We start from the raw sequence: 21,655 nt of genomic DNA, 5'->3' as shown, positions 1-21,655 counted from the left end.
CTTCTTCCCAAGGCGGGACGTCTAGCGTAATAATTCTGCCATGAGCAAACATGCACCGCGTCAAAGCAGAAGAGCTACGCTGACGAGCAAGACTATTATGCCTGGCCACCGGAGGCTTGCCGATATCGGAGTACGCCGCTGGCGTGTCGCGCCGAGCCCGGTAGACGCGCGCCTGCCGAATTTCTCCATCGTGCGCGTCATCCCGCGAACACGGTTGCGCCCAGGGGTCGTCGTGTGGGCGCATGTGCCGTTCGCGGAGTGCGACGAATACAAGACCCGGCCGGCGGTGGTCCTTCATTGTGACGGGCGAGACGTGACGCTGCTGCCGTGCACCAGCGCGGCGTCCCGGCATCGCCGGCCGGACCGGTATATCGAGCTGAAGCACCCCGACGCGGCGGGCCTCAACAGGGCAACGGCGGTCGGGCTCAAGCCCTTCATCGTCGACGTTCTGGACCTCCTCGATGTGATCGGCGAGTTGTCGGCCGCCGACAGGCAACGCGCTTTCACTGCGTCAGCGCTGTCACCCAGGGCTGCGGAAACGATTGTTGGGCGCTTGCGCGTAAGCAGGGCTCCCCGCGACCGCACATGATCTCATCGTGATGGTCACTTGCGACGTGCGTCGCTGGATAGCTGCCTGAAGGGCCGCGGTCGACGCGACGCCGGAGACGGCCGCGGCCCTGTTGCAACGCTGGTGTGAGCGGAACACCCCCACGGCCCGCGCCGACCTGCGCGCACTCGCCGAGCGTACGGACGATCCGGCGCACCGCCGGTTCGCCGCGGCGTACGCGAAGCGCTGAGCCCTCCCGGGCCTCGATCGGTGACCAGGAGGGTAGCTGTTTCGATCCGTTTGGGTAGCGAGCGCCACCGATGGCCGGGTTGCTCCCGGTGCGATGTTTCGACACGCTCGTCTGACACCTGACGGCGTAGAGACTGATCAGTCAGTCAACGCCGGACCGGGACGTGATTGTGGCCGTCGCAGCCGGTAATGTGCCGGGAACCGTCGGCAAGCAGGGGAGGGGACGACGTGGTCACCCAACTCGCGCTCCCGCCTGCCGTCGAGGCCGAGCGGGTGGTCACCGCCGTGCTCGACGACCTGCGCTCCGGCGCGCACCGCGGGGTCGTGGTCGACTCGCCGCCCGGGGCCGGCAAGTCGACCCTCGTGGTACGCGCGGCGGTCGAGCTGGCCGCCGCCGGTGAGCCGCTCATCGTCATCGCCCAGACCAACGAGCAGGTCGACGACCTGGTCGACCGGCTGGCCCAGGCCGCGCCCGAGCTGGCCATCGGGCGGCTGTCCGCCACGGACTACGTACCCTCGGAGCGGGTCTCCCGGCACGCCACCGTGCGGGTCGCGGCGAAGGTCGCGGACCTTGCTGGCGCGGCCGTCATTCTCGGTACGGCGGCCAAGTGGGCGATGGTCTCTGATGGCTCGTGGCCGTGGGCGATCGTCGACGAGGCGTACCAGATGCGCTCCGACGCGCTGTTGCGCGTGGCCGGCCGGTTTGAGCGGGCGCTGTTCGTGGGGGATCCCGGCCAGCTCGACCCGTTCTCGACGGTGGAGACGTCGCGCTGGACCGGGCTGACGTGGGACCCGATGCAGAGCGCGGTGGCGGTGCTGCTGCGACACAACCCTGAGCTGCCGGTGCACCGGCTGCCGGTGTCCTGGCGGCTGCCCGCGTCGGCGGCGCCCGTGGTGGCGGAGGCGTTCTATCCGTTCACTGGGTTCCGAGCAGGGACGACGGCTGACGAGCGGCTGCTGCACCTGTCGGCTCCGGGTCCGGGAGACGCAGTGGATGCGGCGGTGGAGCTGGCCGCGTCGTCGGGGTGGGCGCTGTATGAGCTGCCGGCGCGGCACACGCTGCGGACGGACATCGAGGCGGCATCGGCGTGCGCGGCGCTCGCGCTTCGGGTGCTGGAGCGGGGCGCGGTGGCGGTGTCGTCGGGGGTGTCCGCTCCCGTTGACGCGTCCCGGATCGCGATTGGGGCCGCGCATCGCGACCAGGTCGCGGCGATCCGGTCACAGCTTGGCTCGGCCGGCGAGGGCATCACGGTGGACACCGCCAACCGGCTGCAGGGCCGGGAGTACGACGTGACCGTGGTGCTGCACCCGCTGTCGGGACGGCGGGACGCGACCGCGTTCCACCTGGAGTCGGGGCGGCTGTGCGTGCTCACGTCACGGCACCGGCACGCGTGCATCGTCGTGGCGCGGGCCGGGATCGCAGAGCTGCTGGACGCGCACCCGTCGACCGAGCCGGTCCACCTCAACGTGCCGGTCAAGTTCCCCGACGGCTGGGAAGCGAACCAGGCTGTGATGGCGCATCTAGGCAGGTACAGGGGTGTGTGAAGCCGCACCAACGAGTCAGAGCGCTCACGTGCTCTCCCGCACCACCTCCCCGGCGAAGCCGTCGTCGCTGATCCTGGACCGTGCTACCTCCCTGGCCGACGGCCGAGGCGGTGGTGATTTGGCCACGGTTTCGGCCGTTGTTCACCGACGAGGAGTTGGTTATCGCCAGCAACCGGTGGTGGACGTTTTCCTCACACATGTCCTGAACCACCCGCCACACGCACCGACCACCCGGGGAGAGCGCGTATGAAAGCGGATACCGTCCAGCTCGTGAACGTCTTCGGCGCGAATCGCCGGCACGTCATTCGAGTCCTCCAACGCCCCTACGTGTGGGAGCAAGAGCGGAACTGGGAGCCGCTCTGGTCCAATGTCCGGGTGGCAGCCGAGAAAGTTGAGGCAGAGATGAGCGGGACTAGGGCCTTGGCCGGACAGCCGCCCCGAAGCCAGTTCCTCGGAGCGATCGCGCTGGAACGGCTGCCCCCGGCGCCGGGTCCGGTCCTCGCTATGAAGATGATCGACAGGCAGCAAGGCCTCATCACCCTCCAAGTGTCTTCTGGGGCTGACGGAGATTCGACATATGCTGTGGCTCGGTCGGCGCCCGAGCGAATGCTGGAGGCGCGGTGAGCGACTGGATCCCGGATGTTCCAACTGACGGCAGTATCGACCTGCCACCGGATCCGAGAGCGCTCGACGCCATCGGGCGGAACCACTCGCTTGAGACGGCGCTCGCTGACCTGGTTGACAACTCGGTCGACGCCGGTGCCACAAATGTCGTGATCAGGCTCGTAGTCGCAGGCGGTCTTCCGCGCGTGCTCTATGTGGTCGACAATGGCCGAGGCATGGCTCCCGACAAGATAGATACGGCCATGACGGTAGGCGGGCGGCGTGACTACGAGAATTCTGACCTCGGACACTTCGGGCTTGGACTCAAGGCTGCGTCGTTCAGTCAGGCACGCAGCCTCACCGTCATGTCCCGCGCTGCCGGGCACGACCCGGTCGGCCGCAGGTGGCGGGTGAACACCGCGACGAAGCGGGACTTCTCGTGCGACGTCGTTCCCGCTCCGTTCGTCACCGCAGAGTTCGAACGGGACTGGCGAATCTCACTCGGCAAGTCTGGAACCATCATCCGGTGGGATGATGTCGTCACTTTCCCTGCCGGGTCGGAGGCGCATCGCGTTGAGATCTTCATCGATCGGCTAATCACCGGCGCGTGCCAGCATCTCGGGATCGTGTTCCATCGCTTCCTCGAACAGGAGCGGCTGAGCGTCGACTTCGAGGTCTACAACGTAGATGAGGCATATCTCGGACCTCCGATCCCAGTCACCCCGCTGAACCCGTTCGCATACTCACGGCCGGGTGCAGAGGGCTACCCCAAGACTCTGACCGCAACCGTCGACGGTGTCGACATCTCCTTCAAATGCCACATCTGGCCGGGCAAGAGCAGCACCCTGTCCTACCGGCTGCGGGGGACGCCCGGCGACTATCAGGGGCTTTACTTCTACCGGCGGGACCGGCTGCTGCAGTTCGGCGGCTGGGAAGGAATCCACGTGGCGCACGCGAAGCTGCAGCTGGCGCGAGTCGAGGTCGACATTGACGGAGACGTCGCCGGTCTGTTTCACATGAACGCGGAGAAGTCCCGGGTGCTCGTCGGACTGGAGTTTTCCCGCCTTGCCGCAGCAGCTCGGTCGTCCGACGGCACTAGCTTCAATGATTACTTTGACCTTGCCGAGCAGGTCTATCGCACGGCGAGCGCCCGCTCGATGAAGCGAACTGCGATGATTCATCCCGGGTCCGGCCTGCCGTCCACCGTTAAGGACGTGATCCGTAAGGAGGTGCCACCGATCCTTGGCCGTGATCCTATCGAAATCCGCTGGGCGACCTTCGCGGACGACTCGTTCTTCCAGGTGGATCGAGAACAAAGCACGTTGTGGCTCAACAAGCGCTACCGCAAGATGCTGCTCGGCGGCAAGCACGGTGGCCTGAATGATCTTCCGTTGGTCAAAGCATTGTTGTACCTGTTGGTGGCGGATTCGTTCGAGGGCAACTACCACGGTGCGCGCGACAAGGACAATATCGATCTGTGGCAGTCCGTTCTCACCACCGCTGTGCAAGCGGAGCGGCGGTGAACGTGGATAGACGTCATGTCTCGGTCGAGAGCTTCGATCGGTATCTCGCAAGCGAAGTTCCGGTCGTCCTGCCGATCCGCGGGACACCGGCAGTGTCCGTGTTCGTTCGACCGGCGAAGCCGGAGCTCGGTCTGCGGATCGAAGTCGACCCGGACGCTCATGTTCCGGTCACCGGGCTGAACAACATCGTCGCTCGTGTGGCGGATCACGAGGGACAGCAGTATCTGGAAGTGGTCGTTGTCGCGGCAGCCCTGTTCCGTGATGCGTACCCAGTGCTCTGTTCGATGGCCGACCGTATCCAGATAGAGGGGATGAAGCCCGCCCACGCGCTGCGGGAGACGCTCGGACAGTTGGCCTCCCTCCTCCGTGAACCGAAGTCGATCTCCCAAGAGCGCGAGATCGGCTTGTTCGGCGAGTTATTGACGCTCCGTGGCCTGGCGGCGAGAGTCGGCGGTTCGGCGGCAGTGGGTGCCTGGCGAGGTCCGCAGGGCGAGGAACATGACTTCGGCCTGCCTGCCGCAGATGTCGAGGTAAAGACGACGATCAGTGAGCGCCGCGCTCATTGGATCGATTCGCTCACCCAGCTGCAGCCCACGACGGACCGGCCGCTGTGGCTCGTGTCGCACCAACTGACTGCTGCGGGTGCAGGCTTTGGAAAGACGCTGCCGGAACTGATCGACGAGGTGGGATCAACTCTCGGCAGCACGACTCGCGATGACTTCGACGCGAAGCTGAGCACGGCCGGGTGGTCGGCCGCCTACGCCCTGCTGCTGACCTCGCGCTGGGAGCGTCGTACGGAGAGCGCCGCCTTCCAGGTGGATGAGCAGTTCCCGCGGTTGGTGCCGGACACCCTCCAGCGAGCTGGCGTGCCGATCGCTCGGTTGATCCAGGTTCGCTATCGAGTTGACCTGGACGGCATCGCCAGCCCGCTCGCCATTCCCGCAGTCATCGTCGCCGCACTCGGATCGTGAGGACATCATGAACGAACCACTGGTCAACGCGTACCTCGGTGCTCTCGGCGCAATGGTCAGCGGGCCGAAGGCGCTGGTGCGGCGGGCCGCCGTCGAGGCGGAGGACATCGAGCCCGACCTCGATGTGTCAGAGGACCGTCTGCGGGAGTATGTCGCGGCCGCCGACCCGAATGACGAGCTCCGGGTGCAGCTGCATATTCGGCTGGCCACCTGGGACCACACACCCATCGAGCCGGGCCTGTGGATGGGTGACACCAGACCGAACACTGAGATGCGACGTGCACGGATCATGAAGCTGCTCGGCCTCGGCGACAAGACGGCCGCCGAGTTCGCCGACCACTTCTCGATCGCCACCGACGACGACACCGTGATCGCGGGCAAGTGGGAACCGTGGTACACCGCCGACTTTCAGCGGCAACGCGACTTCTACTGGAGCCACTACGTGGCCTACCTCCGTAAGCGGAGGAAGTGGAATGCCGAGGCGATCACTCGTCTGGATGCAGCCACGAGCCGGGTACTGGAACGCTTCGCCAACCCGGCCCAAAGTAAGCCGGTTACAACTAGGGGGCTGGTTGTCGGGTACGTGCAGAGCGGTAAGACGGCGAACTTTGCCGGGGTCATCGCTAAGGCAATCGACGCGGGCTACCGCCTTATCATTGTGATGACCGGCACGACCAACCTGCTTCGGGAACAGACCCAGCGGCGGCTGGACATGGAGCTGGTCGGGCGGGAGAACATCCTCCGCGGCATCGACGAAAACGACATCGAGGCCGCTAAGCATATCGACTACCTAAATGAGGATGATTGGATCAAAGGCCGGTTCAATCGGTACGGGGTGCAGCCGAGGACCCTGGGCAAGCCCGAGATCCGGCGGATGACGACCCGTCGCTTTGACTACCGCTCCCTCCAGCAGGGCTTGCCGGCGCTGGAATTCGAGCGCACGGACAAGACCAAGCCCGTCTGGAGCCCGGAGAATCTGTACCCCACCGACGCTCGGCTCATCGTGGTCAAGAAGAACGAGTCGGTACTGCAGAACCTCATCTCGGACCTGAAGAACAATGCCGACCGGCTCGAGGACATCCCCGCTCTCATCATCGACGACGAGTCCGACCAGGCGTCCATCAACACCGTCGACCCGGAGAAGCAGTCGCCGGGCGCCAAGAAGGAACGCACCACGATCAACGAGCGCATCTCGACGCTGCTCCAAATGCTGCATCGGGTGCAATACGTGGGGTACACCGCGACACCGTTCGCGAACGTCTTCAGCGATTACACGGACAAGAACGATGTGTTCCCGTCGGACTACCTGCTCGCCCTGCGCCGACCTCTGGATTACATGGGTGTTGAGGATTTCCACGACATTGATTCCTCGGTTCCCGAGTCGGAGCGGACTTTCTCGAACTCGAAGGAAAAGGTTCATGTCCGCCTGATCGACGACGGTGACGAGGAGTTCGCTTTCCAGCAGGCACTCGACTCGTTCGTGCTAGCCGGTGCCATTAAGCTGTACCGGCAAGGGCTGAACCCCGATGAGGATCATTACCGGCACCACACGATGCTCGTGCACGAGGCCGCCAAGAAGGCCAAGCACAAGATCCGCGCGGAGACTATTCAAGAACTGTGGAGTAGGTCGGGCCACATCCTTGCCCCCGGCATGAAGAGGCTCCGCAAGCTCTATGACACTGACTTCGCTCCGGCGTCTCACGGACTCGGTCTGGGATATCCGATGCCCCCGTCGTTCGCGGAGCTCGAACCGCTGATTGGACGGGTCGTTCGCAAGATCGCGCCGAACGGCGACCCGGTACTGGTGATCAACAGTAGCAAGGAGCCGGATCAGGAAGAACTGGACTTCGACGGTGGCTCGGTGTGGCGGATCCTGGTTGGTGGCAACAAGCTGGCTCGCGGGTTCACCGTTGAAGGCCTCACAATCACCTACTACCTCCGGACCGTCGGGCACGCCGAGGCCCTGATGCAGATGGGGCGCTGGTTCGGCTTCCGGCCTGGCTACCGAGACCTGGTCCGCCTGTTCATCACCGCCAAGATCCGCGACGCCTTCGAAGCCGCCTGCCGCGACGAGGAGCTTTTCCGCGACGAGCTGCGGCAGTACGCGGTGATGGCGGACGGGCGTCCCCTGGTCACCCCGGCTGACATTCAGCCCTTGGTCGCTCGGCACGGGCTCCGCCCCACGGCGGCCAACAAGATGCGCTACGCCCAGCTCGTGGAGAAGCGCAGCCAGAGTAAGGAGCCCAGCTCCGGCTACCCCGGCTTGGCTGAGCAGGAGAAGCTGAGGAACAACGTCAAGGTCATGACACCGTTGTTGCAGGCCGCGTCGAACAGGAGCACGTTGTCTGCTGGCACCCGAAGCTTCGATGCGATGACCGGCGAGGTTTCCCACGCCGAGATGGTCAAGGTACTTAAGCAGCTCCAGTGGCGGACCGACGACACCTTCAAGGCCGACCTGGCCTGGATTGAGAGCCTGGACGACCAGGCCGTCGACAAGTGGATCATCGTGCTTCCACAGCGGCGCTCCGACCGCGGCGTGACCATTCCCGGCCTCGGCACGTTCTCGCTCCATGGCCGCAAGATCGAGAATGGCAGCCTGCGCGGGAACTCGGAAAGTCTCCACCGCGCGGGGCTCGCGTCACTCACCGGTCGAACCTCAAAGACCGGCTGCGCGATCATCTACCCCGTGATCGACAAGGACCGGGCCTACGAGGAAATCCCGCATGACACGTGGCCGGACGATGTGGTCATGGCGATCCGGCTCGAGCTGCCCGAGAAGGCGGTTCCGGCCGGCACCCGGCCCTTGGTTTACCAGGTTGCCCCTAAGCGGCCCATCCCGACAGAAAATCACGCATGGTAAGGATGTAGGACGTTGCCCGAGCCAACAGTTCCGGAGAAGGTCCGCGCCGAGGTCATTCGCGAGCTCTATCGCCAGGTGGACACGCTCGACTGGGAGGAACTCCCGGTACGCGCCAAGACCGCCTACTACACGCGCTGGGTGGAGGACGACGCGATCGGAGGGATGCTCGCCGACTACATGACGTCGGAAGGCATGCGAGTGTGGCTCAAGGACGGACCCCTGAAGGAGTACGCGCGCGCGGTCGAGAGGTTCGGATCGTACGCCCAATTCGTCTCGAAGCACTTGACGCCGCCGAGTCAGTTCGTTCCGCCGATCCTTGGCTCCGACTGGCAGGTACGGCCGGAAACCATCCGGGAGAAGCCTATGCACTGCAAGGCCACCGATGGCTCGCGGGAGCGCTACGTGTGCTGGGGCCGCGTGCGCAACTTTCGCGACCTGGTCTGGGCGGCGTTAAATGAGGCGATCGACTCGACCGAGCGTCCAATGATTGTTGTGTACGGTACCGACGCTGTTCCGGTCGATGCCGAGAGATCTAAGCGGTTCCGCCGCATCGCTGAGCATTGCGGACTTGATGTGGATTTCGTGCGACGGCGATGGTTAGCAGCAGCGGCGGGCTAGTGCTTTTCGCCTAACGCCGCGTAGAGGCGTTCCAATGTCTCGACCGCGAGATCACCCTCGACGTCATCGGCCCACCTTCGCCGCCAGGAGGAATCCTCCCGCATGATCACCTCTAAGGCCGCCGTGGCGAGTCGTAGCAGGCCCGGGCTGGCATCGACATAGTCGGCGCCGTCGACAAACCGAGGCGAGTGGGGGGTCGTCAGGTCAGGCAAGCCGGTGTGGGCCTGAAGGGTTACTGCGGCTGCGGCGACCGCCTGAGCTGCGGCCACATCGGATAGGGGAGAAGTCGAGTCTGCGATTGCTCGCCGCAGCGCTCCCGATACCGCTTCGGTCCGTTCGGCCGGCGCGGCTGCCTCGAACTGCTCGCACCACTCGGCCGCAGCGTCATTGTCGAAGGGCCCCACGTTCCAGGTGGCCATGTTTTCCCCTTGTTGAGTCACGGCTCAGGTAGATGACGGTCGCGGACGATCGGAGGACGAGCCAATGTATAGCGGACTCCTGGTGGCCGGGGATAACAGGCGGCGAGCGGCGGCCGGCGAGCCGGCTTCTAAGATCCACAACTCCGCGGTATGCTTCCGCAATGCTTGAGCAGCGGGGGGAGCCGAAGGACCGCACCTCGGTCGAGCTGTTCGCCGGCGGCGGCGGGCTAGCGATGGCGGTCCACCGAGCTGGCTTCCGTCCCCTCCTGGTCAACGAACTCGTCAAGTGGGCCTGCAAGACACTAGATGCCAACAAGGCGGAGGGCCGCGGCGATGAGGAGTTCATCCCCCCGGCCGGACAGGCGTGGCCGTTGATCCCTGGGGATGTGCGCGAAATCAAGTTCGACCACTTGTGGGATCAGGTCGATCTGCTTGCCGGTGGGCCGCCGTGTCAGCCCTTCAGCCTTGGCGGAGTCGCCAAGGGTGACGAGGACCGGCGGAATATGTTCCCCGAGATGTTCCGGGCAATCCGGGAGATTCAGCCCAAGGTCGTCATCTGCGAGAACGTTCAGGGTTTGCTGCGTCCGTCGTTTCGGCCCTATTTCGATTACATCGAGCGTGAGCTCGCCCTGCCTTTCGAGCAGCGCGAAGAAGGGGTTAACTGGCGCGAACACGACGCCGCTCTCCAAGCGCGTCTGTCGGAGGCCCCCACCGACCCGAAGAAGCGGTACGAGGTCGTAACCACTCGGGTGAACGCGGCCGACTATGGGGTGCCGCAGATACGCAACCGGATCATCATCGTCGCCTTCCGGTGCGACCTGGAAGTCGACTTGACGCGGTTCAAGGAGTCCATCGCGCCGACTCACTCCGAAGCCGCGCTCCTTCGCTCCATTCAGGACGGCTCGTATTGGCGGAAGCACCCGGAAGTGCCGTACCACGTTCGGGAACGCGTAGAGTCGCGGCTACCGAAGGTGATCCCCTTCGATGACGGAAAGCTTCCCTGGCTGACCCTGCGCGACGCGCTCAAGGAGGAAATCGACCGGCAGCGGCCGCTGCCGCCGGTCCCCTGGGACAAGCTGGACCGTCGTGAGTACCAACTCGGTGGCGTGCTCGACCACATTGGTTGGCCAGACGCTCGCATCTATCAAGGCCACACGCCGAACGAGCTGGATCGGCCCGCGAAGACTGTGAAAGCTGGGGTGCACGGGGTTCCGGGCGGCGAATCGGTAATGCTCACCGACGACCTGCTCTCCGAGCCTGCCGCCAACAGTCCGCTGAAGTATCGCCATCGATATATGACGGTCCGGGAGGTGGCGCGGGTGATGACCTTCCCCGATCGCTGGATCCTCAAGGGCCCCAGAAGTGAGCAGATGCGCCAGCTCGGGAATGCGGTCCCGGTGCGGTTGGGCGAGTTCTTTGCACGTGCTATCGCTGTGGCGCTGGATGAGGCCGAAAGCCGACGATGACCGGCGGTGAAGGGCGGGTCGACGGCGCATGGGCCGATGCGCTCCCTCCTGAGCGGGCCTGGAAAGGCCGTAAGGGACGCAGCCGGCGAGCGGTAACGGCGGAACAAGACCGAGCCGCCGGCGGTCCCGATCGCCGGTGGGTTGATCTCGACGGCGGCCGTCAGGCACGCGCCTCGGTCGAGCTGAAGCTTCTCCCGAAGACCAGGAGGCTCCGAGCGTATCTGCGCTGGTCGGATCGCGGCCGCTCGCCAAGCAGATATTTAGGAGAGGTCCGCAGGGCCACCCGTGCTCTTAATCTGGCGGAGGGTTGGCGGCTGGCGCGGGAGAAGGGTTTACTCGCTCTGCCCGCGCCGGTTCCCGGTTCATGGGCCAAGTCGCCAGCTGTCCGCTTGTCGATGCAGGGCAATAGGGGCCGCGATACGCAGCCGGAACGCCAGCTCCGCTCCATATTGTTCCGAAGTGGACTCAGATATCGGGTTAATATGCGGCCCTTGAAGAAGCTGCGCCGGACTGCGGACGTGGTGTTCCTTGGCGCAAAGATTGCTGTCTTCGTCGACGGATGCTATTGGCATGGCTGCTCTGAACACTACCGGCCGGCCCGCGAGAACCAGCAGTTCTGGCATACTAAGATTAATGGCAACAGGGCGCGCGACGTCGAGACGGATCGGCTGCTCGCTGAGGGCGGGTGGCAGTCAATTCGAATTTGGGAACACGAAGAGCCGCAAAGGGCGGCGCTCCGCGTGATCGCCGCTGTTCGGGCAATCCGAGGATGCCCACAGGAGGACGCCCTGCCTGGCCGGACTGGTCATGTTACGCCCTGACCTAGTTGTACTGCCCTGAGAGGTTGGGGACGCGGCTGGCGGGTGGTTTGCCGCCGACTGCGGCGTCGGGGCGGTGGTGATTGTAGGTGTGGAGCCATCGGGGTAGGGCTTTTCGGGGGGCGGTTCGCTGTGGTAGGGCTTGGCGTAGGCCATTCGACGCTGATGGTGCGGTTGAAGCGTTCCACTTTGCCGTTGGTTTGCGGCCGGTAGGGTTTTGTGCGTTTGTGGGTGATGTTGAGGCTGGTCAGGGTGTCTCGCCAGGCGTGGGATCGGTAGCAAGCGCCGTTGTCGGTGAGGACCCGTTCGACGGTGATGCCTGCGGCGGTGAACCAGGCGTGGACGCGGGCCCAGAATTCGGCGGCGGTTGGGGCCTGCTCGTCGGGTAGGACTTCGGCGTAGGCCAGGCGGGAGTGGTCGTCGACGGCGGCGTGCAGGTTCCGTAGCCGTAGCGCACGGGTTTGTCGCGGCGGATGGGTTGGCCGGTGGCGAGATCGATCGCCCGCACGTGGGGAACACCAGCACGGGTGAGGACTCGGTGCACCGTGGAGGGGTGCATGTCCAGCCGACCCGCGATCGACGCCGCTTCTTCTCCCGTAGGTGGCAGATCTTGCGCTCAATCGGGCGGAGTGTGCGTCGCGGGCTGCGGTGCGGGCGGCTGGATCGGTCGCGAATGCCTGCGGGGCCGTGTTGGCGGTAGCGGTCCGCCCATCGCTTGGCGGTGTTGTGCGAGACCTGGAACCGGTCCGCCGCGCGTCGCAGGGGCCAGCGGTCGTCGACGACGCAGCGGGCCAGCCGCAGACGACCTCGTTCGGTCAAGGGTGCGTTAGCGTGGGGCACGAAGACCTCCAGGTCAAGATGTGGGCTCTCGACAAGCTCCACACTGACCCGGAGGTCTTCACCCTTTCAAGATCATTCGATCCGTGTCGCCGTCACCAACGTCTGTGCGCACTTCTAATCCTCAGCGACTAACCGCCCCGTGCGGCCGGCACTGCACGCTGAGTGATCAGCGCCGGAAGAGCTTTCTCCCGGCTGCAGTCACCGTTCGGCTTCGTCGGCGACGAAGACGCCGAGGCCCTGGTGGCCGTACAACTCGCCAGTCTCGATCAAGATTGTGATTGCCTGACGGACCGTCGACTGGCTGCCTACCCCGTACTGCTCGGCGAGCGCCTTCGTCGAGGGCAGCTTGTGGCCCGGCGGCCACTCACCCGACGCGATGCGCTGCCTGATGTCGGCGATGATCCGTCGGTAGTGCGGTTCGAATCTCTGTGCGGGCATGCGAGGTTCTCCCAGCTAGGCCCACACATCTGATCACGAGCATCTCCCAACTTCAAGAGCATCGTTGACTTTACCAGTAATGCCGGTACAGTGACCGTCGTAGGAATCCTCCCAGCTAGGCACTGCGGTCGATTCCTCGCCGGGGCAGTGCATCTGCTGGCTGCCAGCCGACCCGATCTCGGCTGGCGTCAGCCCTGTCCCGGCACCTCAACTGTTCATCGCTGCGAGGCATTGGCCTTGCAGCACGGCGTCCACAGGCGAGTTTTCGCAGGGCGGCACCGTGTGAAGCGGCTCGGCCGGCAGATCCCGGACGCGTCGTTCGTCCTCTTGACGACCAAGACTCTTGGCCTGACCGACCAACTGTTCACCACCTCCCGCCACTCTGCGTCGCAGCTGCGGGAGTCCAAGCCGGCCCGGGGCGGGTGCTGGGCAACGGTCGTTCCCACTGCGCAGATGACCGACCCCGCCCGCCTCGGTGCCGCCAACTCAGCCATCGATCGTTCAAGAGGGAGCGCATCGTCCACATCAGAGCAGCGGAGGTCCTGGGCGAGATCCCCGTACCTGTGCACGTGACGGCGGAGGATGAGCGGTTCGCCGTACTGGCGGTCGTGGTGCACGCGGCCGAGGAGTGGCCGGCCGGTCCGGTCTGCCGCAACGAGCGGGTGCCGCATCCGTGCCGCCTGAACCGGTGGGGTCGCGAGGTCCTGCGGTTGCGCGGGCTCTCCGACGCCCAGATCGACGAACTGCCACAGACCGCGGTCGCGGGGCGGCGCGCGGCGGGGGAGCTGGCGCGATGAACGAGTGGGCATTTGCGCGAGCAAAGCCGGACCGCTACGGGACCCACGGGATGGGCGTGATCCGCGACCCGGCGCTCTACCGGACGAACTCGGGGCCGCACCGAAGTGGTGGCCACGTGGAGACGACGCCGGCGGAGAGGAGTGCCGCCCATCAGAACCACCACAAGGCGGCACGCATAAGCCCGCATGAAGTCCGGGGCGGGGCCGTGCGAGTCATCGTTGGCTGGAGCGTTGTGGCGATAAGTCCGCTCCGTGGCGAACCCCGAGGGATGGTGGAAGTTCCACCATCCGCGTTCCAACCGTCATTTGCACTTCACGGCACCTCCGCGAGCGTCGATCCTCGTACCGTGCGCGTAGTGAACGCGACGCCGCCGCAACAATTCGGCCCACTCGCCGCCACCGCAGCGGGTCTGCCCGGGCAGTTCATCCTCCACTGGCCGGCCATCGCCACGACGCCGCAGCAATTATTGAACCAATCAAATTTATCACTCGAGGCGATCGCATTGCTGCATCGGTTCGGCGTGCAAGCGGCGGTGCAAACGGCGATCGCGATAGCGATGCGGCGGACGCCATGGCCGCGCGGAGGTGCGCGGTGACCGAGTACGGCGAGCCGATCCGCCGGGGCTCAACGCGGCTGGGGCCGGATCAGGTGCGCCGGGCGCGGTTCGAGCCGCCGGCGCGGCGCCGGGCGGGGCTCGACGCGGAGCAGGTGTACGCGTTCCTGGCCATGGTCGCCGACGAGCTCGGCCTCCTGCACCGCGACATCGCCAACGTCCAGGCAGAGAACGACCTGATCAAAAAGGGTCTGCGCGCCTGGCAGACCCGGCACGCGGGCTGCGGGGTGGCCGAACCTCGCTGGCCGGGGACCCCGGTCACCAAGCCGTTCATCGGTCGCGCGCCGGGTCCCGATCCGCGCCCACGAGGCCGGGGCAGGGAGGCGTGATGATGGACGGGCCATTCGCGGGCGCGTCGACACCGATGTCGGACGAGCTGGTCCGGCACTACCGCGACACGCTCACCGCGCACACCGACGACGCCACGTTGGGGGCGTGCCCGTCGTGTGAGCGCAGCCGCTGCGACGAGTGGCGCTGGGCGTACGAGCAGCTCGTCACGGCGGGAGTGCTCGGTGATCTCCCTGGTCCGAAGGCAGCGTCATGACGACGACCGGCCGACCGCGGCCGAGGAGTGCGAGGAGGCCATGAGCAATCTGCGCAGCGGCGACGACGACATGCACTACGAGAACGGTTCGCACCGCTGGGTGCCGCCGATCGGTCGGGCCGACCAGGCCGCCTGGGAGGACCGGGTCCGCGAGCACCAGCGCCAGCACCAGCGGCAACTGAGTGCCTCGAACGCGCCACCGCCGCAGGCGGAACGTCAGCGGCCGCGGATCCCGCGTCAGCGGCTTCCGCAGCCGGCGCGCCAGCGGATGCGGTAGGGCGCAGCGCTTCGTACCTCGTCGGCGGTCCACATCCGTCAATGGTGCACGGCGACCGACGAGTGTGACGAACGCTACCGACCAAATCGGTCGGACCGCCGACCGATCCGGTCGGTCGACGGTACCGTGGGTGACATGACGCGACCGTTCCGGCAGCAGATCGACGAGGGCATCCTCGACCAGGCTGCCGCGCTCTTCGCCCGCCGCGGTTTCGCGAAGACGTCGGTGCAGGACATCGCGGGCGCCGTCGGCCTCTCCAAAGCCGGGCTGCTGCACCACTTCGCGACCAAGGACGCGCTGCGCGCGGCCGTGCTCGCGCAGGCGGAGACCCTGGGGCGGCGCGTGCTCGACCAGGTGAGGGACCTGCCGCCCGGGGCCGCGCGTGATCGGCGTGCGGTGGAGGCGCTGATCGACGTCGCGCTGGCCCATCCCGGCATGGTCGCGCTGCTGCTCACGCCGGCGACCCAGGACGGGCTCGGTGACCCCGAGCTGGAGTTCGCCACCGCCGCCGCGCTGCAGGCCTTCGGCGTCGACCCCGACACCGCCGAGCCCGAGCGGTTCGTCCGCGTCGTCGGCGCATGCGCCGCGCTGGCGGTCCTGACGCTCGCGGCCCATCGCGAAAACCAGACCACCGCGTGGCGGCAGCACGTCGTCGCCACCTGCTTCGACGCGCTCGGCCACCGAGGCCCCGGCGCTGCTGTTTCTGATCCCGACCAGGTGGAGGCCTGATCACCCATGGCTCGTCTGTTGTCCCGATTCGGTGGCTTCTCCCACCGGCACCGACTGATCGTGGTCCTCGTCTGGCTGGCCGTCCTCGTGGGCGGCGGCGTGGGCGCGGTCACCCTGGCCGGGGAGACCTCGACCAAGTTCTCCATCCCCGGGCAGGAGTCCACCACCGCACTGGAGCGGATCTCCGAGAAGTTCGGCGCCGGCGGCGGTGCGACGGCCCAGGTCGTGGTGCAGGCCCCGGAGGGCCAGCAGCTGACCGCCCCGGCCAACGCCGCGGCCGTCAAGGGCCTGGTCGCCGAGCTGGCGAAGCTGCCCGGGGTCACCGCCGCCACCGACCCGCTGAACCCGGCCGCACCGACGATCAACCGCGACCAGACCACCGCCTACAGCACGGTGACCTACGCCGCCCCCGTCGGTGAGGTGACGCCCGGTCAGCAGGACGCGCTGCTGGCCGCCGTCGACGCCGCCGGCGACAAGGGACTCACCGTCGAGGTCGGCGGCGACGCCACCCAGGCGCCCCCACACGTCGGTGGCATCGCCGAGGCGCTCGGCGTCCTCATCGCCCTGGTGATCCTGGCCGTCACCTACGGTTCGCTGGTCGCCGCCGGCATGAACCTGCTGACCTCGCTCATCGGCGTGGGCATCGGGGTCATGGGCATCACCATCGTCACCGGCTTCACCGAGCTGTCGGAGACCACCCCGATCCTGGCCGGGATGCTCGGCCTCGCCGTGGGCATCGACTACGCCCTGTTCATCGTCACCCGGTACCGGCAGGAGCTGCGGCGGGGTGCCGACGTCGGCACCGCGATCACCACGGCCGTCGGCACCGCCGGGTCCGCGGTGGTCACCGCCGGCCTGACCGTCGTCATCGCGCTGGCCGGGCTCTTCGTGGTCGGCATTCCGTTCCTGACCCAGATGGGTGTGGCCGCGGCCGCGACCATCGTCGTCGCCGTACTCGTCGCGATCACCCTGGTGCCGGCCGTGCTGAGCTACCTCGGCCAGCGTGCGCTGCCGCGCAGGCAGCGCAACGCCACGGTCGCGGACGGCGAACCGCAGGAGGCCGCCGGCCGGCGCGGCTTCCTCGCCGGCTGGATCACCACCGTCACCCGCCGTCGCGTCGTGGCCCTGCTGCTCTCGGTGGGGGTGCTCGGCGCCATCGCCGTGCCGGCGTTCTCCATGCAGACCACCCTGGTGCAGACCCCGGCCGAGGGCACCAGCCAGGCCGCGGCCAAGCAGTTGCTCGCCGACGGGTTCGGCGCCGGCTTCAACGGCCCCATCACCATCCTGTTCGACGGCGCCGGGGCGGCCCAGGCCGCCGCACAGGCCAGCGGCCCGATCGGCAAGCTCGACGACGTCGCCGTCGTCACCCCGCCGATCCCCAACGCCGACGGCACCGCCGCCCTGCTCACCGTCATCCCCAAGTCCGGGCCGACCAGTACGGCGACGGAGCAGCTCGTCGGCGACCTGCGCGCGCTGCTGGGCGACTCCGACGGGCCGCCCGCGTACGTCACCGGAGCCACCGCGGTCAGCGTCGACGTCGCGAAGGCCCTCGATGACGCCCTGCCGGTCTACCTGGCCCTGGTCGTCGGCCTGGCGCTGGTGCTGCTGGTGCTGGTCTTCCGCTCACTGCTGGTGCCGCTGGTCGGGGTGCTCGGCTTCCTGCTGACCATCGGGGCGTCGCTCGGCGCCACCGTCGCGGTGTTCCAGTGGGGCTGGCTCGCGGACGCGGTCGCCCTCGACAGCACCGGCCCGCTGATCAGCCTCACCCCGATCCTGGTGATCGGCATCCTCTTCGGGCTGGCGATGGACTACCAGATCTTCCTGGTCTCCCGGATGCACGAGGCCCACAGCCACGGCGCCGGCGCGCTGGACGCCATCCGCACCGGCTTCCGCCAGGCGGCTCCGGTCGTCGTCGCCGCGGCGGCGATCATGTTCGCCGTCTTCGCCGGGTTCGTGCCCAGCGGCGACGCCACCATCAAGTCCATCGCCTTCGCGCTCGCCGCCGGTATCGCGTTCGATGCCTTCGTCGTCCGGATGGTCCTCGTTCCCGCCACGCTGGCCCTGCTCGGCGAGCGGGCCTGGTGGCTGCCGCGCTGGCTGCGCTGGCTGCCCACCCTCGACGTCGAGGGTGCCGGGCTGGAAGTGCCGGCGACGCGGGACGAGCAGCGCGACCTGATCGGCGTCGCCGGACGGTGACCGGTCGGGCCTCCGGGGCTGATCCGCCCGAGCCCTCGAGCCCAGCGTGTGTACGGCCCGCCTCCTTGGAGGCGGGCCGTTTCGCGTGCGGTTCGCAGTTGCGGACACCCCCGGAACGGTCGGGCGTGCCCGGTCGTTGGTCGTCCGCTGCCACGCCGGCCCGCTCGGCGCAGGGCGTTGCGCGTTCGGCGGCCGGTTCGACCGGCGATCACCCGATCCCTTGACCCGACGCGGTTTCCGCTGACAGCGTTCCCTGCGCCGGCATCGACAGACGTGTCTGCTCGGTGCAACTCCATGAGAAGGAGGAGCGAGCGTGCGTATCGGTTTCTCAGTCAGTATGCGTGTCCGCCGGGCGCTGGCGGCCCTCGCCGGATTCGCCGTGATCGCCGGATCGCCGGGCGCCGCCGCTGCCGCGCCGGGTGACGCGGCCGGCTCGGCCGCCTCGGATCGGACGGCAGGCGGGGCGTACGTCGTGGCCGAACAGGCCGTCGGGCCGCGCCTGGTCGACCTCACCATCCAGTCGCCTGCGCTCGGAAGCGCGGCCAAGGTGCGGCTGCTGACCCCCGACGGCTGGGCCGAGCGTGGCCGGTTCCACCGCTGGCCCGTGCTCTACCTGCTCCACGGCTGCTGCGACTCGTACGTGAGCTGGACCCGCTCCACCGACGTCGCCGGCATCCCCGAACTACGCGACGTCCTGGTCGTCATGCCCGAGGCGGGGGCGGCCGGCTGGTACAGCGACTGGTGGAACTTCGGCGCCGGCGGCGCGCCGCGATGGGAGACGTTCCACCTCACCGAACTGCGCCGGATCCTGGAGCGCGGGTACGGCGCCGGCTCGAAGCGCGCCATCGCCGGACTGTCGATGGGCGGGTTCGGTGCGATGTCCTACGCGGCCCGCAACCCGGGCATGTTCCGCGCGGCCGCCTCTTTCAGCGGCGTCGTGCACCCGTTGGCGGACGCCGACACCCTGCTGCCCTTCTTCGGCAGCACCGGGCTCGACCCCTACGCCCTGTGGGGTGACCCGGTCGCGCAGCGGAAGATCTGGGAGACTCACGACCCATACCACCTGGCGAAGCGGCTGCGCCACACCCCGCTCTTCCTCGCGACCGGTGACGGCACCGCCGGCGGTCCCTTCGACCCGCCGGGGCGGACAGACTCGCTCGAAGCGATGCTGCACCGGGAGAACGTCGCGTTCGCGGAGCGCCTCAAGGAGCTGCGCGTCCCCGTGACGACCGACTTCTACGGCCCCGGCAGCCACAGCTGGCCCTACTGGGAGCGGGAGCTGCACCGGGCGCTGCCGATGCTGCTCAAGGCGCTCCATCTCCGGGGCGGGACCGGTGCCACCGGCGCGTAGCTGAACGACCCGGCCGCGGTGGGTGATTCCGGCCGATGTGTCGATCACCCATCGTGCCGGGCGTCGGGAGCCCGCGTCGCTGCGCTACTCCGGCCGGCGAAGGCGGGGAATCCGGAAAGGCGCTGGAAACCGGGAGTGGCCGGCGCTCGACCAGGACAAGTCGCGCCGCTACGCGCTCTCCGTCTACAACGGACTCGTCGAGAGGTACGGGGCCGAGTCTACGGCTGGGACGCCACGGCCGACTGACGCCGACCGGTTCGGTCGTACTCAGCACAACGCGGCAGCCGCAGGGCTTTCACCCTGCGGCTGCCGGCTTGTTCCGCGCTCGGCTACGAGCAGCCGGTGGTGGGCAGGCTGCTGGGTGCCGGGGGCGTGCGACCGTCGTAGATGGCCAGTAGGAAGTTCTGCGGGCACCGGTAGGTGTTGCCGGTGCGGATGCTGAAGTGCAGGTGCGGACCGGTCGAGTTGCCGCTGTTGTCGGTGAGACCGATCTGCTGGCCCGCGGTGACCGTGCTCCCGTTCGCCACCGACCAGCTCATCAAGTGGCAGTACGTGTAGACCACGCCGTCGGTGCCGGTGAGGTTGATCCCGATGCCGCACCCGCTGTCGTTGAGCCGGGCGACCCTGCCGGCCCGGACCGCGTACGCCCGCGTGCCGTTCGGCACGGGCAGATCGATCGCCGGCGGAGGCGACCAGTGCGGGTCGTCATACGCGCTGCGCGAAAGCGCGGTGCGGGGTAGCGGCAGGGAGACGCTCGGGGCGGTGGATGCCGAAACAACGCGTACGGCGTCCGCCACGACGTAGCCGGTGCCGGTGGTCCAGCGGCTGACGCCGACGGTGTTGTAGTTGCCCCCCGCGAGGGAGAACGTGCCCAGGCGCACCCATCGCCCGCCATTGAGGCGCTGGTTGACGAGCACGCTCTGCTTACCGCTGGTCGTCGATATGACGTACGGAGTTTTGTCGTTGTAGCCGCGGTCGGCCGGATACCAGACCTCCACCGCGTATCTGCCCGTGCTCGGGATGTTCATCTTGTACCAGGCCGCGTCGCTCCGGCCCTTGTACGGGGTGGCGACCTTGTAGCCCGGGCCGTAGCGCTGGCTGGACCAGGCGGACCCGTGCCAGTCGTTGCTGGCGGTGAACCGGCCGGCAGTGCTGTTGTCGACGGTCACCGTCGCGGCGGCCGCCGGTCCGGGCGGCAACACGATCGTCGCTAGGAGGGCCGCGAGCGCGACGAAGGCATATCGGCCTGCGTTGCTACGTCTCATGTAAACCCTTTCGGCGTCGAGGAACTTGATGGAAAGAACCAAGATCACGTGGTGTAGGAAAAAGGCGTCTGCACCGACTTGGCTCGTCGTCCTTCACCCTGCCGAGGGACGGGCGCGCTGGCGTGTGTCCCGTTGCCGCTCACCCGCGCGAGTGAATTTCACATCGGCGTCGATGAGGATGTTCCGAGGTGTGCGACGGCGCGGACCTGCGGAAACTCGGCGCGCCTGGCTGGTCCGGTCATCGTCAAGCGCTACGGCGTGAAGGACCCGGATGTGCCCCTTGACGAGACGATCTTCCGATCAGGTCGGCGCTCCGGGGGAATGGCAACTGGCCGGTCACCGCTACCGACAACCGTTTGGGTCGACCTGTGGCCTTCGTGAGTGCACTCGGTCCGCCCGGCTAGTGCTGCCCTCGTCGAGTAAGCACAAACGGCTTATAGCGTGTCGAGGTGAACGTAGAACAGTGGACGTGGGCGGGGCAGGAGCACTATGCAGGCTTCTGCCTCACCTTCGTGCAGGATCAAGAACCGGCCGCAGTCGCGGCGGCGCTTGGCGCTGACCCCCCAACACTGATGACAATGGCCGAGGCGAAACAGGCCTACCCAATCGACAAACCCGGGGCGCTGCTCCGCCTCGGCGCGTTCGGCAACTGGGTCTTCTGCTTCGAGGACCGGGCTCCGATCGCGAACAGGCCGCCGGCGATCACACGCCTGTCGCAGGGCACGCGAATGCTGCAGGTCACCAAAAGCGGCGACGGGATGGTCATCGTGCGTGACGTCGTCGACGGGCGGAAGGTGGAGATGTTCGAGCCCGGTGGGGCCGTCTATGTTGACGGACCGCTACGGCCACGGATCGCGGCCCTCCTGCCGGCGAACTCCAGGATCGTCGCGGCGCTTGCGGTTGTGGGCGACGAGGCGGTGCCGACCTGGACCGTGCAATCCTGGATGGCCCACTAACCACGGCCCTGAGCACGCTCAACGAGCCG

The 21,655-nt window shown here is 67.2% G+C and carries 20 protein-coding genes and 1 pseudogene; 17 read left to right on the top strand and 4 right to left on the bottom strand.

Translation table 11 applies throughout. The annotated features are described in order from the left end of the window. The first annotated feature begins 40 nt into the window (after positions 1-40). The 6 genes from AB0J06_RS07435 to AB0J06_RS07410 all read left to right on the top strand — a co-directional run bounded on the left by AB0J06_RS07435 (position 41) and on the right by AB0J06_RS07410 (position 8,916). On the top strand, positions 41-589 hold the full coding sequence (locus AB0J06_RS07435) for a hypothetical protein (protein WP_357425681.1): 549 nt from the start codon (positions 41-43) through the stop codon (positions 587-589). Between the two features lie 435 nt (positions 590-1,024). Further along, complete coding sequence (locus AB0J06_RS07430) at positions 1,025-2,341, top strand: AAA domain-containing protein (RefSeq protein ID WP_357425679.1); 1,317 nt, start codon at positions 1,025-1,027, stop codon at positions 2,339-2,341. Positions 2,342-2,961: 620 nt separating this feature from the next. Further along, positions 2,962-4,467, top strand: coding sequence for an ATP-binding protein (locus AB0J06_RS07425; protein ID WP_357425677.1), 1,506 nt, complete (start codon positions 2,962-2,964; stop codon positions 4,465-4,467). Then, positions 4,464-5,438 carry a PD-(D/E)XK motif protein gene (locus AB0J06_RS07420; RefSeq protein WP_357425675.1) on the top strand — a complete coding sequence of 325 codons (975 nt, stop codon included), beginning with the start codon at positions 4,464-4,466 and terminating at the stop codon, positions 5,436-5,438. The genes AB0J06_RS07425 and AB0J06_RS07420 overlap by 4 nt, the downstream gene beginning before the upstream one ends. Before the next feature lie 7 nt (positions 5,439-5,445). Beyond that, complete coding sequence (locus AB0J06_RS07415) at positions 5,446-8,298, top strand: Z1 domain-containing protein (RefSeq protein WP_357425673.1); 2,853 nt, start codon at positions 5,446-5,448, stop codon at positions 8,296-8,298. 12 nt (positions 8,299-8,310) lie between these two features. Then, the gene (locus AB0J06_RS07410; RefSeq protein WP_357425671.1) at positions 8,311-8,916 is read left to right on the top strand and encodes a hypothetical protein; all 606 of its coding nucleotides are present in this window, start codon (positions 8,311-8,313) and stop codon (positions 8,914-8,916) included. On the opposite strand, the gene AB0J06_RS07405 is transcribed toward AB0J06_RS07410, so the two are convergent. Then, entirely contained in the window at positions 8,913-9,335 is a 423-nt protein-coding gene (locus AB0J06_RS07405) for a DUF4259 domain-containing protein (protein ID WP_357425669.1), read from the bottom strand. The genes AB0J06_RS07410 and AB0J06_RS07405 overlap by 4 nt on opposite strands. A 161-nt stretch (positions 9,336-9,496) precedes the next feature. Between AB0J06_RS07405 and AB0J06_RS07400 the strand changes: the two genes are divergently transcribed. Continuing rightward, on the top strand, positions 9,497-10,801 hold the full coding sequence (locus AB0J06_RS07400; protein ID WP_357425667.1) for a DNA cytosine methyltransferase: 1,305 nt from the start codon (positions 9,497-9,499) through the stop codon (positions 10,799-10,801). Continuing rightward, positions 10,798-11,622 carry a very short patch repair endonuclease gene (locus tag AB0J06_RS07395; protein WP_357425665.1) on the top strand — a complete coding sequence of 275 codons (825 nt, stop codon included), beginning with the start codon at positions 10,798-10,800 and terminating at the stop codon, positions 11,620-11,622. Before AB0J06_RS07400 ends, AB0J06_RS07395 begins: the two co-directional genes overlap by 4 nt. Before the next feature lies 1 nt (position 11,623). Here AB0J06_RS07395 and AB0J06_RS07390 read toward each other — a convergent pair. Both AB0J06_RS07390 and AB0J06_RS07385 read right to left on the bottom strand, forming a co-directional pair. Further along, positions 11,624-12,459 (bottom strand): annotated as a pseudogene (locus tag AB0J06_RS07390) (IS481 family transposase). 198 nt (positions 12,460-12,657) lie between these two features. After that, on the bottom strand, positions 12,658-12,897 hold the full coding sequence (locus tag AB0J06_RS07385) for a winged helix-turn-helix domain-containing protein (RefSeq protein WP_357425663.1): 240 nt from the start codon (positions 12,895-12,897) through the stop codon (positions 12,658-12,660). A 569-nt stretch (positions 12,898-13,466) separates the two neighbouring features. Between AB0J06_RS07385 and AB0J06_RS07380 the strand changes: the two genes are divergently transcribed. The 8 genes from AB0J06_RS07380 (at position 13,467) to AB0J06_RS07345 (ending at position 19,405) form a co-directional block, all read left to right on the top strand. Beyond that, complete coding sequence (locus tag AB0J06_RS07380) at positions 13,467-13,694, top strand: hypothetical protein (protein ID WP_357425661.1); 228 nt, start codon at positions 13,467-13,469, stop codon at positions 13,692-13,694. A gap of 356 nt (positions 13,695-14,050) precedes the next feature. Continuing rightward, positions 14,051-14,290, top strand: a complete 240-nt coding sequence (locus AB0J06_RS07375) for a hypothetical protein (RefSeq protein WP_357425659.1) — start codon at positions 14,051-14,053, stop codon at positions 14,288-14,290. Then, positions 14,287-14,637 (top strand): DivIVA domain-containing protein, encoded by a 351-nt coding sequence (locus tag AB0J06_RS07370; protein WP_357425657.1) that lies wholly within the window; start codon positions 14,287-14,289, stop codon positions 14,635-14,637. The genes AB0J06_RS07375 and AB0J06_RS07370 overlap by 4 nt, the downstream gene beginning before the upstream one ends. 2 nt (positions 14,638-14,639) lie before the next feature. Further along, complete coding sequence (locus AB0J06_RS07365; RefSeq protein WP_357425655.1) at positions 14,640-14,852, top strand: hypothetical protein; 213 nt, start codon at positions 14,640-14,642, stop codon at positions 14,850-14,852. Continuing rightward, complete coding sequence (locus tag AB0J06_RS07360) at positions 14,821-15,129, top strand: hypothetical protein (protein WP_357425653.1); 309 nt, start codon at positions 14,821-14,823, stop codon at positions 15,127-15,129. Before AB0J06_RS07365 ends, AB0J06_RS07360 begins: the two co-directional genes overlap by 32 nt. A 135-nt stretch (positions 15,130-15,264) precedes the next feature. Continuing rightward, positions 15,265-15,858: a helix-turn-helix domain-containing protein gene (locus AB0J06_RS07355; protein WP_357425651.1), complete on the top strand. Its 594-nt coding sequence runs from the start codon at positions 15,265-15,267 to the stop codon at positions 15,856-15,858. A 6-nt stretch (positions 15,859-15,864) separates the two neighbouring features. Continuing rightward, positions 15,865-18,054 carry an MMPL family transporter gene (locus tag AB0J06_RS07350; RefSeq protein ID WP_357425649.1) on the top strand — a complete coding sequence of 730 codons (2,190 nt, stop codon included), beginning with the start codon at positions 15,865-15,867 and terminating at the stop codon, positions 18,052-18,054. A gap of 313 nt (positions 18,055-18,367) precedes the next feature. Continuing rightward, positions 18,368-19,405, top strand: a complete 1,038-nt coding sequence (locus tag AB0J06_RS07345) for an alpha/beta hydrolase family protein (protein ID WP_357425647.1) — start codon at positions 18,368-18,370, stop codon at positions 19,403-19,405. Between the two features lie 329 nt (positions 19,406-19,734). On the opposite strand, the gene AB0J06_RS07340 is transcribed toward AB0J06_RS07345, so the two are convergent. Then, positions 19,735-20,670 (bottom strand): peptidoglycan DD-metalloendopeptidase family protein, encoded by a 936-nt coding sequence (locus tag AB0J06_RS07340; RefSeq protein WP_357425645.1) that lies wholly within the window; start codon positions 20,668-20,670, stop codon positions 19,735-19,737. Between the two features lie 449 nt (positions 20,671-21,119). On the opposite strand from AB0J06_RS07340, the gene AB0J06_RS07335 reads away from it, so the two are divergent. Further along, entirely contained in the window at positions 21,120-21,626 is a 507-nt protein-coding gene (locus AB0J06_RS07335) for a DUF6461 domain-containing protein (protein WP_357425643.1), read from the top strand. Positions 21,627-21,655: the final 29 nt, after the last annotated feature.

This window comes from Micromonospora sp. NPDC049679 (assembly GCF_040659735.1).
Taxonomy (GTDB): domain Bacteria; phylum Actinomycetota; class Actinomycetes; order Mycobacteriales; family Micromonosporaceae; genus Micromonospora_I.
This window is presented reverse-complemented; position numbering and strand designations above follow the sequence as displayed.

Bases quoted from the DNA above. Each gene is read 5' to 3' on its own strand.
- AB0J06_RS07340 (WP_357425645.1), bottom strand. From the start codon at position 20,670: ATGAGACGTAGCAACGCAGGCCGATATGCCTTCGTCGCGCTCGCGGCC.
- AB0J06_RS07365 (WP_357425655.1), top strand. From the start codon at position 14,640: ATGGACGGGCCATTCGCGGGCGCGTCGACACCGATGTCGGACGAGCTG.
- AB0J06_RS07385 (WP_357425663.1), bottom strand. From the start codon at position 12,897: ATGCCCGCACAGAGATTCGAACCGCACTACCGACGGATCATCGCCGAC.
- AB0J06_RS07355 (WP_357425651.1), top strand. From the start codon at position 15,265: ATGACGCGACCGTTCCGGCAGCAGATCGACGAGGGCATCCTCGACCAG.
- AB0J06_RS07435 (WP_357425681.1), top strand. From the start codon at position 41: ATGAGCAAACATGCACCGCGTCAAAGCAGAAGAGCTACGCTGACGAGC.
- AB0J06_RS07415 (WP_357425673.1), top strand. From the start codon at position 5,446: ATGAACGAACCACTGGTCAACGCGTACCTCGGTGCTCTCGGCGCAATG.
- AB0J06_RS07395 (WP_357425665.1), top strand. From the start codon at position 10,798: ATGACCGGCGGTGAAGGGCGGGTCGACGGCGCATGGGCCGATGCGCTC.
- AB0J06_RS07405 (WP_357425669.1), bottom strand. From the start codon at position 9,335: ATGGCCACCTGGAACGTGGGGCCCTTCGACAATGACGCTGCGGCCGAG.
- AB0J06_RS07350 (WP_357425649.1), top strand. From the start codon at position 15,865: ATGGCTCGTCTGTTGTCCCGATTCGGTGGCTTCTCCCACCGGCACCGA.
- AB0J06_RS07400 (WP_357425667.1), top strand. From the start codon at position 9,497: ATGCTTGAGCAGCGGGGGGAGCCGAAGGACCGCACCTCGGTCGAGCTG.